The organism is Campylobacter concisus (assembly GCF_003048375.1).
GTDB lineage: Bacteria > Campylobacterota > Campylobacteria > Campylobacterales > Campylobacteraceae > Campylobacter_A > Campylobacter_A concisus_T.
The window spans coordinates 482244-496744 of record NZ_CP021642.1 but is presented as its reverse complement, the minus strand read 5'-3'; the positions used below and the strand labels follow the sequence as shown (position 1 = coordinate 496744).

The 14501-nt window shown below is 39.4% G+C and carries 13 protein-coding genes; 4 read left to right on the top strand and 9 right to left on the bottom strand.

All coding sequences use genetic code 11. From position 1 onward, the window contains the following. Position 1 precedes the first annotated feature (1 nt). A complete protein-coding gene (locus tag CCS77_RS02510) occupies positions 2-205 on the bottom strand; it encodes a heavy-metal-associated domain-containing protein (RefSeq protein WP_004317198.1) in 204 nt (67 codons plus the stop codon). Further along, on the bottom strand, positions 202-756 hold the full coding sequence (locus tag CCS77_RS02505) for a GNAT family N-acetyltransferase (RefSeq protein WP_107916463.1): 555 nt from the start codon (positions 754-756) through the stop codon (positions 202-204). The genes CCS77_RS02510 and CCS77_RS02505 overlap by 4 nt, the downstream gene beginning before the upstream one ends. A gap of 150 nt (positions 757-906) precedes the next feature. Here CCS77_RS02505 and CCS77_RS02500 point away from each other — a divergent pair, with 150 nt between their 5' ends. The 4 genes from CCS77_RS02500 to CCS77_RS02485 all read left to right on the top strand — a co-directional run bounded on the left by CCS77_RS02500 (position 907) and on the right by CCS77_RS02485 (position 4344). Then, a complete protein-coding gene (locus tag CCS77_RS02500) occupies positions 907-1614 on the top strand; it encodes a YebC/PmpR family DNA-binding transcriptional regulator (RefSeq protein ID WP_021093135.1) in 708 nt (235 codons plus the stop codon). Between the two features lie 11 nt (positions 1615-1625). After that, a complete protein-coding gene (locus CCS77_RS02495; protein WP_012001370.1) occupies positions 1626-2120 on the top strand; it encodes a peptidylprolyl isomerase in 495 nt (164 codons plus the stop codon). Positions 2121-2131: 11 nt separating this feature from the next. Continuing rightward, positions 2132-3487: a cation:dicarboxylate symporter family transporter gene (locus CCS77_RS02490; protein ID WP_107916462.1), complete on the top strand. Its 1356-nt coding sequence runs from the start codon at positions 2132-2134 to the stop codon at positions 3485-3487. Positions 3488-3651: 164 nt separating this feature from the next. Further along, positions 3652-4344: an aspartate/glutamate racemase family protein gene (locus CCS77_RS02485; protein ID WP_009294309.1), complete on the top strand. Its 693-nt coding sequence runs from the start codon at positions 3652-3654 to the stop codon at positions 4342-4344. A gap of 520 nt (positions 4345-4864) precedes the next feature. Here CCS77_RS02485 and pckA read toward each other — a convergent pair. The 7 genes from pckA to CCS77_RS02450 form a co-directional block, all read right to left on the bottom strand. After that, positions 4865-6439 (bottom strand): phosphoenolpyruvate carboxykinase (ATP), encoded by a 1575-nt coding sequence (gene pckA, locus CCS77_RS02480; RefSeq protein WP_201741731.1) that lies wholly within the window; start codon positions 6437-6439, stop codon positions 4865-4867. A 107-nt stretch (positions 6440-6546) separates the two neighbouring features. Beyond that, on the bottom strand, positions 6547-8349 hold the full coding sequence (locus CCS77_RS02475; RefSeq protein ID WP_107916460.1) for a biotin/lipoyl-containing protein: 1803 nt from the start codon (positions 8347-8349) through the stop codon (positions 6547-6549). Between the two features lie 121 nt (positions 8350-8470). Next, the gene (locus CCS77_RS02470; protein ID WP_107916459.1) at positions 8471-9859 is read right to left on the bottom strand and encodes a TRAP transporter large permease; all 1389 of its coding nucleotides are present in this window, start codon (positions 9857-9859) and stop codon (positions 8471-8473) included. Continuing rightward, entirely contained in the window at positions 9847-10368 is a 522-nt protein-coding gene (locus CCS77_RS02465) for a TRAP transporter small permease subunit (RefSeq protein ID WP_021085810.1), read from the bottom strand. The genes CCS77_RS02470 and CCS77_RS02465 overlap by 13 nt, the downstream gene beginning before the upstream one ends. After that, positions 10361-11713, bottom strand: a complete 1353-nt coding sequence (locus CCS77_RS02460; RefSeq protein WP_107916458.1) for a sodium-dependent transporter — start codon at positions 11711-11713, stop codon at positions 10361-10363. Before CCS77_RS02460 ends, CCS77_RS02465 begins: the two co-directional genes overlap by 8 nt. A 1-nt stretch (position 11714) precedes the next feature. Next, a complete protein-coding gene (locus CCS77_RS02455) occupies positions 11715-13046 on the bottom strand; it encodes a sodium-dependent transporter (protein WP_107916457.1) in 1332 nt (443 codons plus the stop codon). After that, positions 13046-14389 carry a sodium-dependent transporter gene (locus CCS77_RS02450; protein WP_107916456.1) on the bottom strand — a complete coding sequence of 448 codons (1344 nt, stop codon included), beginning with the start codon at positions 14387-14389 and terminating at the stop codon, positions 13046-13048. The genes CCS77_RS02455 and CCS77_RS02450 overlap by 1 nt, the downstream gene beginning before the upstream one ends. Positions 14390-14501: the final 112 nt, after the last annotated feature.

Sequence of the window (14501 nt, the reverse complement as noted above, 5' to 3'; positions counted from 1 at the left end):
ATCAAAGCTCCTTTATAACGTCAAATCCCAGATCAGCCATTTCTGATTTAAATTTCTCTACATCGCCATCTTTTATATCAAGGCTTACTTGCCTTGGCTCTTTGCTAAGATCGACTTTTATCTCGCCAAAGTCATCTTCAAGTGCGTTTTTTATAGTATTTGCGCAGTTTTGGCAATGCACGTTATTTACCTCAAATGTTTTCATATTATCTCCTTTATCATGTGGTCGTATTCGTGTAAATTTATGATCTTTTTGGTGTTAAATTTAAAGCCAAGGCTCTCGTAAAATTTACGAACTTTTGGCTTATTTACATCAACTATCAGCGAAACCTTTTTATGTCCTAGCTCTTTTGCTTTGGCAAATGAGTGCAAGATAAGCTCTTTTGCAAAACCTTGGCCTCTAAATTTCTCATCCACAGCGATGCTATCTATATAAAACTCATCGTCAAAGCACTCTTTTTCTACCTTGGCGTCTTTGCCAAGTGCCTTTAGATGCTGAGAAATTTCTCTATCAAACTGCCACGCGTCGCCACCAAAATAAGCACACATAGCAGCGATGATCTGCTCGTCACGCCTATAGATATAAACATTTTTATAGCTAAGTCTGTTTGTCTCGCTTTGAAAAAATTTCTCTAAAATTTCATCGCTTTTTGCTGGATCGTCGTATCCACTTAGCTTGTAGGCGATATCCTCCATCGCTAAATTTAGTAGTTTTATGCAGATTTTTGCATCTTGTTTTTGAGCATTTTTTATCATGGCATGATTATATGCCTTTAGCTTAAATTTTTACCAAATATTATTTTCAAATTTACAAATTAGGCGCTTTAGCAGGCAAACTAAAAATGTTTTAAAAAAGTATAAAATTTTTTTAGTTATAATCCGTAAAAAATTTATTTAAGGATATTTATGGGACGAGCATTTGAGTACCGAAGAGCAGCAAAAGAAGCTAGATGGGATAAGATGAGCAAGGTATTTCCAAAACTTGCAAAGGCTATAACAGTAGCGGCAAAAGATGGCGGATGTGATCCAGATATGAACCCAAAACTTCGTGCAGCCATCGCAGCAGCAAAAGCTGAAAATATGCCAAAAGATAACATCGATGCGGCTATAAAAAGAGCAAATGGCAAAGATAGCGCAGATATCAAGACTATCTTTTATGACGGCAAAGCAGCTCACGGCGTGCAAATCATCGTTGAGTGCGCTACTGACAACCCAACAAGGACAGTTGCAAATGTAAAAGCGATATTTAGCAAAAATGGCGGAGAAATTTTGCCAAGTGGCAGCCTTAGCTTTATGTTTACAAGAAAGAGCGTTTTTGAGCTTGAAAAGCCAAGTGCTGATATAGAAGAGATCGAGCTTGAGCTGATTGATTATGGACTAAGTGACATTGAAGAAGATGAAAACGCACTATTTGTTTATGGCGATTACGCAAATTTTGGCACACTTCATGAAGGCATAGAGAAGCTAAATTTAGTAGTTAAAAAAGCTTCACTTCAGTATTTACCAAATCAAACCGTGAGCCTAGATGAAGAGCAAATGCTTGAGGTCGAGAGGCTTCTTGACAAGCTAGAAGACGACGATGACGTCCAAGCAGTTTATACAAATATCGAGTAAAAAGGAGCAACATGCGTTTTGATGAGTTAAAAGTTTATGATATAAATTTAGACGAACTAAAAAAAGATAAATTTGCGGTTTTAAAGACAGAAAAAGGCGATATCAAACTTGAGCTTTTTGCCGAGGATGCACCGCAAGCTGTTGCAAATTTTGTCCATTTGATAAAAACAGGCTTTTATAATGGCCTAAATTTCCACAGAGTTATACCAAATTTCGTCATCCAAGGCGGCTGCCCAAATGGCACAGGCACAGGCGGTCCTGGCTGGAGGATAAAATGCGAATGCGACAACCAAAAGGTAAAACACGAGCGTGGTAGCCTTAGCATGGCTCATGCGGGTCGCGACACTGGCGGATCGCAGTTTTTCATCTGCCACAGCAAGCAACCTCATCTTGACGGCGTGCATACAGTCTTTGGAAAGTGCGCTGACGATGAGAGCTTAAAGGTACTTGATGCTATCAGGCAAGGCGACAAGATCCTCTCAGCAGAGATCAAAGAGAGCCTATAAAAGGGGAATTTATGGAGAGTACAAAAACGCAAAAAAGTCTCTTTGTGAGACTATTTACCAATCTCGCCATTTGGGTTGTGATAGGTATAGTTGGCGGTGTTATCGTCGGTATGGTCGCACCTGAGCTTGGCATAGCGAGCAAGCCAGGTATTGATTATTTTATAAAAGCCCTTAAAATTTTAATCGGCCCTATCATCTTTTTAACAATCGTCTCAGGCATCGTCGGACTTGAGAGCTTAAAAGATCTTGGCACCATCGGACTTAAGGCGTTTATCTACTTTGAGATAGTTAGTACGCTCGCTCTTGCTGTTGGTATCATCTTTGGCGAGACGCTTCGTCCAGGACACGGCATGAACCTTGACTACACTCAGCTTGACGCCTCGAGCGTGGCTAAATTTACATCTCAAGCTGGCAACATGGACGCAAATAGCGGCTTTTTAGCGCACACACTTCATCTTTTAAGAGGCGCTGTGCCAGTAGATGACATCTTCCCTTATGTGCATATACTTGATCCATTTATAAAGTCAAACACACTTCAAGTGCTTTTCATGGCGATAGTCGTTGCCATCGTGCTTTCACTACTAGCGCATGATAAAAAGCAAGCTTGTCTAAAACCGCTTGAATTTATCCAGCACTACGTCTTAAAGCTACTTACTTGGCTTATGCTATTTAGTCCAGTGGCTGCCTTTTCGGCGATGGCTTATTTGATCGGTAAATTTGGCATCGGAACGCTTCTTGGTATGATGGAGCTTCTTGTTGTTATGGCACTTGCGAGCTGCTTTTTCATCTTTGTCGTGCTTGGCGTCATTTGCTACTTTGCCAAGGTCAATGTCTTTAAATTTATGCGCTTTATCTCAAAAGAGGTCTTGGTCGTTTTTGCGACAAGCTCGAGCGAAACAGCTCTTGCGCCACTTATGCAAAAGCTAGAAGCAGCTGGCATAAATAGAGGCGCAGTTGGCCTTATCATCCCGACTGGCTACTCATTTAATCTTGACTGCACCAACATCTATCTAAGCTTAAGCGTTATCTTCTTAGCTCAAGCATTTAATATCCCGCTAAGTTTTGAACACCTAATAAGCATACTAATCGTGCTAATGATCACAAGTAAAGGCGCGGTTGGCGTTACAGGATCTGGCTTTGTCGTCCTTGCTGGCACACTAAGCGCACTTCCAAGCACTGGCATACCAGTCGTCACCGTGGCTGTGCTACTTGGCGTTGATAAATTTATGTCAGAGATGCGTGCTGTTGGTAACCTTTGCGGTAATGCCGTTGGCTGCATGATCGTATCTATCTGGGACAAAAAGGTAGATATGGAGAAATTTAGATACGCGCTAGATCATCCAGACGAATTTCACTTCCACTCATAATAGAATTTTTAAGGGGCAAATCGCCCCTTTTTATCTTAAAATTTACTTCAAAACTTAAAGTGCTTATCCCCTATTTTTACAATACCCAATGAAAATTTAGAAATTTTATTTTTAAATATAGAAACTAATATTATAATTATTGAAAATTTTAATTTGGAGGAGTTATGAAGACATTAGGCATCATAGGCGGCATGGGACCACTCGCCACGGCTGATTTATACAAGAAGATCATCGATATAACCCCAGCAACTTGCGATCAAGAGCACCTACACATCGTTATCGACTCATACGCTCAGATAGAAGATAGGACAAAATTTATCATGGGCGAGGGAGAAAGTCCGCTTCCAAAGCTAATTCAAAGTGCTAAACTTTTAAAAAATGCAGGATGCGAGGCGATGCTAATGGCTTGTAACACAGCTCACTATTTTGCCCCAAGCATCGAAAAAGAGGCTGGAGTGAAAATTTTGCACATTGCAAAAGTTACAGTAGATGCCTTGCAAAAGAAATATCCACACGCTAAAAATATCGCTGTCATCGCAACAAGTGGCACAAAAAAGGCTGGCGTTTATGATCAAATTTTAAAAGAGCGCGGGCTAAAAAGTGTGGATTTTAGCAAAGAGACGCAAGATGTCATTATGGAGTGCATCTACAAGGGCGTCAAAGCTGGCAAGCTAGAAGAGTATGTGCCGGTATTTTATGAAGTGCTTTCAAACATTGAAGCTGACGTTTATATCGCAGGCTGCACCGAGATACCGATGTTTTTACCATTTATCAGCAGCGAGTATAAATTTATAGATGCGACATTTGAGCTAGCAAAAGCTGGCGTAGAATTTGGACTAGAAAAGAGAGTATTTTGATTAAATTTAGCCAGATACCTGGCTAAATTTTTGTTTTAACTGCAAAAATCCTGCTACTTATACTAAATACAACAGCGGCTTTTATAGTAGAAATTTGATATCAAATTTAGCTGGAGTGTTTTGGCTAAATTTAAATTTTTAACTGCAAAGACCACACTACTTACAATAAATTTAACAATAATTTTTATATTAGAAATTTTGAGATTTAAAGAGATTACAAAATATTTTAAATTTAACTGGAGCATTCAAGCTGAAATTTGATTTTTAACTAAAAGGATCACTTGTATTAAAATTTCTGATATCAGGCGATTAAATTTTTCGAGCATTTATAAAGAGTATTTTTTTGTGTAAGAAAATTTTAGAAAGTCTATTTAAATTTGACCGAGCTATTTTGCAAAATGTTTTAAATTTTATATTAGAAATTTGAAAAAGAGCTATATTTTACAGCTCTAAAATTTTTGCCATTTGATAGTTTAAATTTAAAAAGCCTTGTAGGCAACATACCCGCAAGGCTATAAATTTAAGCTTTTGGACCAGCTTTTGCGTACTCAACGCCCTCTTTTACATCTTCATAGCGTTTGAAATTTTCAACAAACATCTTTGCAAGCTTGTCGCGTGAAATATTGTACTCAGCTGGGTGTGTCCATGTATTTATTGGATTTAGCAGTTTTGTCTCGACACCATCAAGCTCTTTTGGGATAGCGAAGTTAAATTTATCAAAATTTTCAAACTCACATTTTGTGATGCTGCCGTCTAAGATCGCATTTATGCAAGCACGTGTCGCTTTTATGCTCATACGCTTGCCAACGCCGTAAGCACCGCCGCTCCAGCCTGTATTTACAAGATAGACATTTACGCCGTGCTTATCTATCTTCTCGCCAAGCAGTTTTGCATAAACAGTTGGGTGAAGTGGCATAAATGGCTCACCAAAGCAAGCACTAAAAGTAGCGACTGGTTCAGTAATACCGCGCTCTGTGCCAGCAACTTTTGCTGTGTAGCCACTTAAGAAATAATACATCGCCTGCTCTTTTGTCAGCTTTGCAACTGGAGGAAGCACGCCAAAAGCGTCAGCACTTAAAAAGATGATATTTTTTGGGTGTCCTGCGCTTGAGCTTGGCTCGTAGTTGTCGATGTGATAGATCGGATAGCTCACACGTGTGTTTTCAGTCTTTGAGCCATCTTTATAATCAACCACGCCGTTTTCGTCAGCCACGACGTTTTCAAGCAGTGCATCACGCCTGATCGCTGCGTAAATTTCTGGCTCGCTGCTTGGATCAAGGTTGATACATTTTGCGTAGCAGCCACCCTCAAAGTTAAACACGCCATCATCGTCCCAGCCGTGCTCGTCATCGCCTATTAGTTTGCGTTTTGGATCGGTTGAAAGTGTCGTTTTACCAGTGCCAGATAGGCCAAAAAATAGCGCCGTATCGCCCTTTTCGCCTACGTTTGCAGAGCAGTGCATGCTTAGCTTGCCCTCAAGTGGCAACCAGTAGTTCATCATAGAAAAAATGCCTTTTTTCATCTCGCCACCGTACCATGTGCCACCGATCACTGCGACATTTTCCTCGACGTTAAAGATGACAAAGACGTCTGAGTGTAGTCCATCAGCCTTGTAGTCCTCATTTTTTGTCTTGCAAGCGTTATATACTACAAAGTCAGGCTCAAATTTAGCCAACTCCGCTTCACTTGGGCGGATGAACATATTTTTTACAAAGTGCGCTTGCCACGCTACTTCAGTGACAAAGCGGACTGATTTTTGGCTCTTTTTGCTAGCTCCACAAAATGCATCTTGGATGAAAATTTCTTTGCCACTTAGCTGCTCTTTTGCTTTTTTAAGAAGCTTGTCAAAGAGCTCTTTTGTGATAGGCTGATTTATCTTTCCCCAAGCGATGTATTTTTGGCTTGGATCTTGCTTGACAAAGTACTTGTCTTTTGGGCTTCTGCCTGTAAAAATCCCAGTATCAACCATAAATGTGCCGTTACTTGAGACTCTGCCCTCATTGTTTGCCTTTTCAAGCTCAAAAAGCTCGTCGTAGCTTAGATTGTGATTTATCTTTTTGATCTCTTTTAGACCTAGCTCGTCTAGCTTATTTATCATGTTGTTTCCTTTTAAATTTTCGTTTCTTTATAAATTCTGACCTAAAAGTCATCAAAATGTTAATCAAATTTCGCTTAACACTATCTTTTTAAAAGTGGCAAAATTTATTTAAATCTAGCCACCACTTGATTGTTTGCGACACTTTGACCTTTGCTAACCTCGATAGAGCCTATGATGCCATCTTTTGGGGCCTTAACCTCTATCTCCATCTTCATCGCTTCAAGCACGATTATGGCCTGACCTTTTTTGACATGATCTCCTGCGCTAACTAAAATTTTATGCACAGCACCTGGCAAGCTTGCGACGATGTCGTTTTCTGTTGCGCCTGCTACTGCACTTTTGGCACTTTTTACGCTCTTGCCTTCAACTTCAGTGATTGATTTTACTTGGATGCTGTCGTTAAAACCTTCGCTTACTTCGACATTGTAGCGGCTACCATTTACGACGACGCTATATCTGCCACTTTGAGTTTGTCTGCCCTCGTTTGCTTTAGCATTTGGATCGATTTTTCTTACATTTACTTTGGCTTCGCCTTTTAAGAACGCGATGCCCTTTTCTTTACAAGCTGCTGCTATAAAGACGTTTTCTTCGGTAACTTTGATCTTATTTTGTTTTAAAATTTCTTTTACATGTGCAAGTGACTTGCTCTCATCTTTATCAGCTATATCAACTGCATGTTTTGTAGTTGGTTTTAGTCCTAACTGCTCGCTAGCAAGCTTAATGATCTCTTTATCAGGCGTAACTGGAGTCTTGCCAAAGTAGCCAAGCACCATTTTACCGTATCCCTCAGCGATCTTTTTCCACTTGCCAAACATTACATTATTAAAGGCTTGTTGGAAGTAAAACTGGCTAACAGGGGTTACTGAAGTGCCGTATCCGCCCTTTTGCACCACTTCGCGCATAGCAAGGATGACCTCAGGGAATTTATCTAAGATGTTGTTATCTCTCATCATCTGGGTATTTGCGGTGAGCGCGCCACCAGGCATCGGTGAAAATGGTATGAGCGGGCTTACTTGCACAGCTTCAGGCGGTAAGAAATACTCTTTTAAACAATCATTCAAAACACTTTCGTATTTTAAAATTTTCTCCACGTCAAGTCCGCCAAGATCGTAGTTTTTGCCTTTTACTGCGTGAAGCATGGTTAGGATATCTGGCTGACTTGTACCACCACTTACTGGGCTTGCGGCTAGATCTATGCCATCAACGCCAGCCTCAAGCGCTGCAAGATAGCAAGCAACGCTTACGCCTGCGGTTTCATGTGTGTGAAGTCTGATGTGAGTTTTTTCTGGGAGTAGCTTTCTAGCCATTTTTATGGTTTCATAGACCTTTTGTGGGCTGCTTGTACCACTTGCATCTTTGAAGCAAACGCTGTGATATGGGATATTTGCATCTAAAATTTCTCTTAAAATTTTCTCATAAAATTTAACGTCATGAGCTCCCACACAGCCACTAGGCAGATCCATCATAGTAACAACAACTTCGTGCTTTAGCCCGTGATGAGCGATCCTTTCGCCTGAATATTTTAAATTTTCAACATCATTTAATGCGTCAAAATTTCTAATAGTAGTAGTTCCATGTTTTTTGAAAAGTTTTGCGTGAAGGTCGATTAGCTCGCGGCTACCAGTGTCAAGTGTGACGGTATTTACGCCTCTGCTTAGGGTTTGAAGGTTTGCTTTTGGTCCTACGATGCTTCTAAATTTATCCATCATCGCAAAAGCGTCTTCATTTAGGTAAAAATAAAGGCTTTGAAATCTCGCTCCGCCGCCAAATTCAAAATGCTCTATGCCAGCCTCTTTGGCTGCTTCAAGCGCGGGCAAAAAGTCGTTCATAAGCACTCTAGCGCCATAAACTGACTGAAAGCCATCTCTAAAGGTCGTATCCATAACATCGATAAATTTCTTTGCCATATTTCACCTCATTAAATTTATAAATTTACTAAAAAGCGGTCATAAAAATGGCTAAGTTGGGCAGAAACTCAAATTAGCCATTTCGCTTGCTTTTGGTATTTTACAACCAAAAACTTTTATATCATTTAAAAAGTGAGAGTAAGAAGTTAAATAATCCGCCGTGGCTCGCATCTAGCACCGGCTTTATCTCCATCAAAAATACGCAGAAAAAGATTAAAACTGCCACTTGGATAATGATGTAAGGCACCACGCCTTTATAAATAGCAGCTGTTTTTATCTCAGCAGGTGCGACTGATCTTAAGAAAAATAGACTAAATCCAAATGGCGGCGTCAAGAATGAAGTTTGTAAATTCATAGCAACTAAGATCGCTAGATAGACTGGGTTTATGCCTAGTTTTGCAGCGATTGGCACCAAGATAGGAAGCACGATATATGAAATTTCAACAAAATCTATAAAAAAGCCAAGCACAAAGATAACAGCCATACTAAAGATGATAAAGCCCCACTTCTCGCCTGGTAAATTTGTCATGAAATTTTCAACTATCTCATCGCCTCCAGTGTAGCTAAAGACCATAGAAAAGGCAGTCGCACCAACAAGTATAGCAAAGACTAGAGCTGTAGTTTTTACGCTCTCAGCCAAAGCCTCTTTCATCATAGAAAATGAAAATGTCCTATAAAATATTGCCAAGATGATAGCGCCAACGCAGCCAAATGCTGAACTTTCAGTCGGTGTAGCGATACCTGCAAAAATGGATCCTAGCACACAAATAACTAGCAAAAGTGGCGGAAAGATCGCAATTAGCGCTCTAACAATCTGCTTAAATTTACTAACGCCACTCTCGTCTTTTACGATAGGAGCGACCTCTGGCTTAAGATAAGCAACTATCAAAATATAAACTATATAAACCCCAACTAACGTAAGTCCTGGCACAATGGCTTGATGAAAAAGCTCACCAACTGGCACTGAGAAGATGTCGCCCAAGATGATAAGCACGATAGAAGGTGGGATGATCTGACCAAGCGTGCCGGCAGCGCATATCGTGCCACATCCTAGGGATTGGTCGTATTTATACTTTAGCATTACAGGCAAGCTTATAACGCCCATAGCAACAACGCTAGCACCTACGACGCCAGTTGATGCAGCAAGAAGCGCTCCAACTAAGATAGTGCTTATCGCGATACCGCCTCTGATTTCTCCAAAGAGCATGCCCATACTCTCAAGTAATCTCTCGGCTAGCTTTGACTTTTGAAGCACGACGCCCATAAAGACAAAGAGTGGAACTGCTATGAAAATTCTACTCTCCATGATAGAGAAAATTCTATAAGGCATGAAGTTAAACATATCTTTAAATACTTCTATACTGCCAAGTAGCCCATCACCATCGCTAAGGCTCTCTACGACGCTGCCAACCATGCCAAATATCATCGCAACCGCACCAAAGGTAAATGCCACTGGAAAGCCAATGCCAAGCATCAATAGCGCGGCTATAAACATTATTAATCCCGCCATATTTTCTCCTTACTAGCTTTCTTATAGCGATTTAAATTTTTTATAAAAAAGCCGATCGCAAAAAATACAAGCACATAAAATGAAAAAGGGATCATCGCTTTTATGATCCATCTATGGGTAAGACCGCCTGGATCTGCGCTGGCCTCTGCCGAGCTGTAAGCATCTCCTACAAATCCAAATGATAAATTTGAAACCAAAAGCGCAAATGGTATGATAAAAAATACAGTACCAAGCATATTTACAAGGGCTTTATTTCTTTCTGAAAATTTAGCATAAAAGATATCAACTCTAACATGTGCGTCCTCTTTTAGAGCATAGCTCATGCCAAGTAGAAATATCACAGCAAAAAAGTGCCACTCAAGCTCCTGAAATGCAACGTTGCCGTAAGAAAAAAAGTATCTTGCCACAACGTTAAAAAAAACGTCTATTATCATCAAAGCCATAATAAACATACAAATATAGCCGACTATATCACCAGCTTTGTCAAAAAATCTCTCAATCTTATCCATTAAAAACCTTTAATAGTTCATTTATCATGATGATGAGCACACAAACTGGTGCTACATATCTTAGTAAAAAATACCATGTATTAAATACAAAATCACTCATATATGGGCTAAATAGTACATATAAAGCATCTTTTTTCATAAAATATCCTACAAATATCGCTCCGCCGATACCGCTAATTGGTAGCAAGATATTTGAAGCGGTAAAGTCTAGGAAGTCAAAGAAATTTTTACCAAATATCATAAATTTATCGCCAATATTTTCTATATTTGATAAAAGACATAAAAATCCCACTATGAAAATCCCAGCTCCAACTATGCAAAGCGCTTTTTTCCTACTCATGCCATACTCTCTGATCAAGAAAAAGACAAATGGCTCGACGATAGAGATGGCTGAAGTGATACCAGCAAAAATGAGCGCAGCAAAAAATGCCACCGCTAAAATTTGACCTATCGCGCCAAGCTTAGCAAATAGCGTTGGTAGCGAGATAAAGACAAGACCTGGTCCTTGAGACGGAGTAGCGCCAAATTCAAATATAAAGGTAAAAATAACAAGACCTATCATAATAGCAAGCGCGATATTTATGAAGACGATACTAAGCGTTGAAGTGGCTAAATTTGTATCATCGCTTAGGCTAGCTGAATAGGTGATGATCGCTGCCATACCAAGAGATAGTGTCCAAAATGCAAGGCCAAGAGCAAGCAAGAGTGAGTTAAATGAAATTTTGCTAAAGTCAGGAATGAGTAAAAACTCGGCTGATTTCACAAAGCCATCCATCGTTATAGAGTAAAAAAGCATGATCAAAACCATGATAAATAGGCTTGGCATCATCCAAACATTTAGCTTCTCTATGCCACTTTTTACGCCTTTTGATAGGATAAAAAAGCAAGCTGCAAATGCTATAATAAAGTAAAGTGTCTGCTCGCCAAGACCATGCGTCAAAAGATCGTTAAATATCACTTTTGAGCTATCTATATCGCTTGGGAGACCAGTAAATGAGAGCGTGAAATATTTAAAGACCCAGCCGATGATCACGATGTAATATGATGAGATGATAGCCGCTGTCACCATGGCTAAAATTCCAACCAGTTGCCATAAATTTTTATTTTTAGCTGCTAGCTTTCTAAAGGCATTAACGCTGTCACTCTCACTAAGCTTGCCAATACTAAGCTCTGCCATAAAGATAGGCACACCAACTAGAAAAGTTATCAAAAGATATAGGATAATAAACGCCGAACCGCCGTTTTCACCAACCATGTATGGAAATTTCCATGCATTGCCAAGTCCGACAGCCGATCCAGCGACTGCTAGGACATAGCCTATTTTAGAAAATTGTTCTTTTGCCATATTATGAGATCTCCCTTATTAACACCACCAGAACTAAAAGTGGAGCCACAAATCTAATTAAAAAATACCAAATTTTAAATATAACCTTGCCCATATAAGGCACAAATAGCTCTTTTAAAAGCTCAAATTTCATAAAGTAGCCAACAAAGATAGCAAACAAGATGCCACCAAGTGGGAGCATGATATTTGAGCTTAGATAATCAAGTAGGTCAAAAAAGCTCTTACCAAAAAATGTAAGCGCATCTTTAAATTCACTTGTGCCACTTAATGCGCATAAAATTCCTAAGATATAAACCACGCAAGCAACGATTAGAATTGATTTGTTTCTACTAAATTTTAGGCTTTTGCTTAAGAAAAATATAAACGGTTCAACCATCGAGATAACCGAGGTGATGCCAGCAAAAAATAGTGATATAAAAAATGTAAATGCCAAGAAATTTCCAAGCAAGCCAAGCTTAGCAAATAGCGTCGGTAGCGAGATAAAAGCAAGCCCTGCGCCTTTTGATGGCTCTGAGCCAAACTCAAATGTAAATGTAAAGACGATAAGGCCGATGATGACGCTTATTATGATGTTCGCAAAGACGACATAGAGTGAAGAGGTAAATAAATTTGTATCATCGCTTAGACTTGATGAGTAGGTAAGGATGCAGCCAATGCCAACGCACATCGTAAAAAAAGCAAGTCCAAGAGCGTTTAAAACAGCTGCCTGATCTATCTTTGAAAAATCAGGCACTAGTAGAAATTTAGCCGCTTTATCAAAGCCCTCCATGCCAAAAGAGTAGCCAAGCATAAGTAAAAGCAAGATAAAAAGAGCTGGTATGAGATAGACATTTATGCGCTCGATGCCGCTTTTTACACCTTTTGTAAGGATGAAAAAGTAGGCAAAAAACGCGATGCTAAAGTATAAAATTTGTTCATTTATGCCATTTGAGGTGAAATTTACAAAAAACGTCTCTGAACTTGCGATATCTTGAGGTAGCTCACTAAGACTTAAAATGACGTATTTTAAAACCCAGCCAATGATGAGCGTGTAAAAAGAGGCTATAAATAACCCGGTCACCATGATAACGCCAGCAAATTTCCAAGAATTTGCCCCTTTTGTAGCTAGGCTTTTAAACGCTCCAACCGTATCAAGGCGTGAAATTTTACCCATCGCCATCTCAGCAAAAAATATGCTAAGACCAACAGCAAAGGCAAAAAATAGATATATAAGGATAAATGCCGAACCGCCGTTACTGCCGACCATGTATGGAAATTTCCACGCATTACCAAGGCCGATAGCCGCTCCAATTATCGATAAGACAAAGCCAATTTTACTAAATCTCTCTGCCATTATTTACCTGCCATCTGGTAGATCATTATCGCACAAATGGCAACTGGCACGACATATCTTAAGAAAAAGTACCAAATTTCAAAAAATGCTCTTCCCATAAAATCGCCAAAGAGCAGATATAAACTCTCTTTTTTAAGCCTGTAGCCAACAAAAAAGCTAAATACGATAGCGCCTATTGGCATCATGATATTTGATGTGAGAAAGTCAAGCGCGTCAAAAAATGGCTTACCGCAAACACTAAAAGCACTTGATGTGTCTGAATAATATGAAAGTATGCAAAAGATACCCAAGATATAGACAAAAGCGCCGATGTAAAGAAGCGCCATTTTTCTTGAAATTTCAAATTTCCTAACCAAATAATAAGCAAAAGGCTCGATCATCGAAACTGCACTCGTAATGCCAGCAAACAATAACGATACAAAAAATGCGACCGCCATGACGTTGCCAACGATGCCAAGCTTTGCAAAAAGCGTGACAAGCGAGATAAAAATAAGGCCTGGACCACTTGCCGTGCTATCAGCCCCATAAGCAAATATAAAGGTAAAAACAACAAGCCCCATCATAATGCCTATTAAGATGTTTATAAAGATGATAGAGAGGGTTGATTTTATTAAATTTGTGCGCTCTGGTAAATTTGCAGCGTATGTTGGTATGACTCCAACACCCATAGATAGTGAGAAAAACGCAAGGCCTAGAGCTTGCAAAACAACATCTGGCGTGATCGCACTAAAATTTGGTACAAATAAAAATTTAGCCGCCTTCACAAAGCCATCTCCCATGCTAAGCGCGTAAAAAAGCATGCAAACTAGCAAGACAAAAAGGCTTGGCATCATCCATATATTTAGTTTTTCTATGCCACTTTTTACACCTTTTGAAACGGCAAAAAAAACCATCAAAAAGACTAGGCTAAAGCATAGCACGGCGCTGCTTAAATCATTTGATAAAAGTGTGTTAAACTGCTCCCCTGCAGCTTTTGTGTCAGATAAAAGTGGCGAAAAACTAAGATAGATATACTTTAAAATCCAGCCAATAACCACCATATAAAATGAAGCTATGAGGATTGCGCCGATCATGAAAAAGCCAGAGAGCGACCACACTTTTTTATTTTTTGGAGCAAGTTTGTAAAGAGAGCTTACGATGTCGCTTTCGCCAAGTTTGCCGATGCTAAGCTCTGCCAAAAACGCCACAAATGCGATAGCAAATGTAAGAAGCAAGTATAAAATTATAAATGCCGAACCGCCGTTATTTCCCACCATCGTAGGAAATTTCCAGGCATTGCCAAGACCCACAGCAGAACCAGCCATCGCAAGAACAAAGCCTATCTTTGAAAATTTTTCGTTCATTGAAAACCTAAGATTAAGAATAAATTAAATTCTTTCAAAGATAGCATAAAAAAACTTTCATTTTTCTAAGCCAAGAATTTTTTATAGGCAATTTAAATTTTTAGTGTTTTTA

Excerpts from the sequence above, each read along its gene's own strand:
- CCS77_RS02510 (WP_004317198.1), bottom strand. The coding sequence starts at position 205 with ATGAAAACATTTGAGGTAAATAACGTGCATTGCCAAAACTGCGCAAAT.
- CCS77_RS02505 (WP_107916463.1), bottom strand. The coding sequence starts at position 756 with ATGATAAAAAATGCTCAAAAACAAGATGCAAAAATCTGCATAAAACTA.
- CCS77_RS02500 (WP_021093135.1), top strand. The coding sequence starts at position 907 with ATGGGACGAGCATTTGAGTACCGAAGAGCAGCAAAAGAAGCTAGATGG.
- CCS77_RS02495 (WP_012001370.1), top strand. The coding sequence starts at position 1,626 with ATGCGTTTTGATGAGTTAAAAGTTTATGATATAAATTTAGACGAACTA.
- CCS77_RS02490 (WP_107916462.1), top strand. The coding sequence starts at position 2,132 with ATGGAGAGTACAAAAACGCAAAAAAGTCTCTTTGTGAGACTATTTACC.
- CCS77_RS02485 (WP_009294309.1), top strand. The coding sequence starts at position 3,652 with ATGAAGACATTAGGCATCATAGGCGGCATGGGACCACTCGCCACGGCT.
- CCS77_RS02475 (WP_107916460.1), bottom strand. The coding sequence starts at position 8,349 with ATGGCAAAGAAATTTATCGATGTTATGGATACGACCTTTAGAGATGGC.
- CCS77_RS02470 (WP_107916459.1), bottom strand. The coding sequence starts at position 9,859 with ATGGCGGGATTAATAATGTTTATAGCCGCGCTATTGATGCTTGGCATT.
- CCS77_RS02465 (WP_021085810.1), bottom strand. The coding sequence starts at position 10,368 with ATGGATAAGATTGAGAGATTTTTTGACAAAGCTGGTGATATAGTCGGC.
- CCS77_RS02460 (WP_107916458.1), bottom strand. The coding sequence starts at position 11,713 with ATGGCAAAAGAACAATTTTCTAAAATAGGCTATGTCCTAGCAGTCGCT.
- CCS77_RS02455 (WP_107916457.1), bottom strand. The coding sequence starts at position 13,046 with ATGGCAGAGAGATTTAGTAAAATTGGCTTTGTCTTATCGATAATTGGA.
- CCS77_RS02450 (WP_107916456.1), bottom strand. The coding sequence starts at position 14,389 with ATGAACGAAAAATTTTCAAAGATAGGCTTTGTTCTTGCGATGGCTGGT.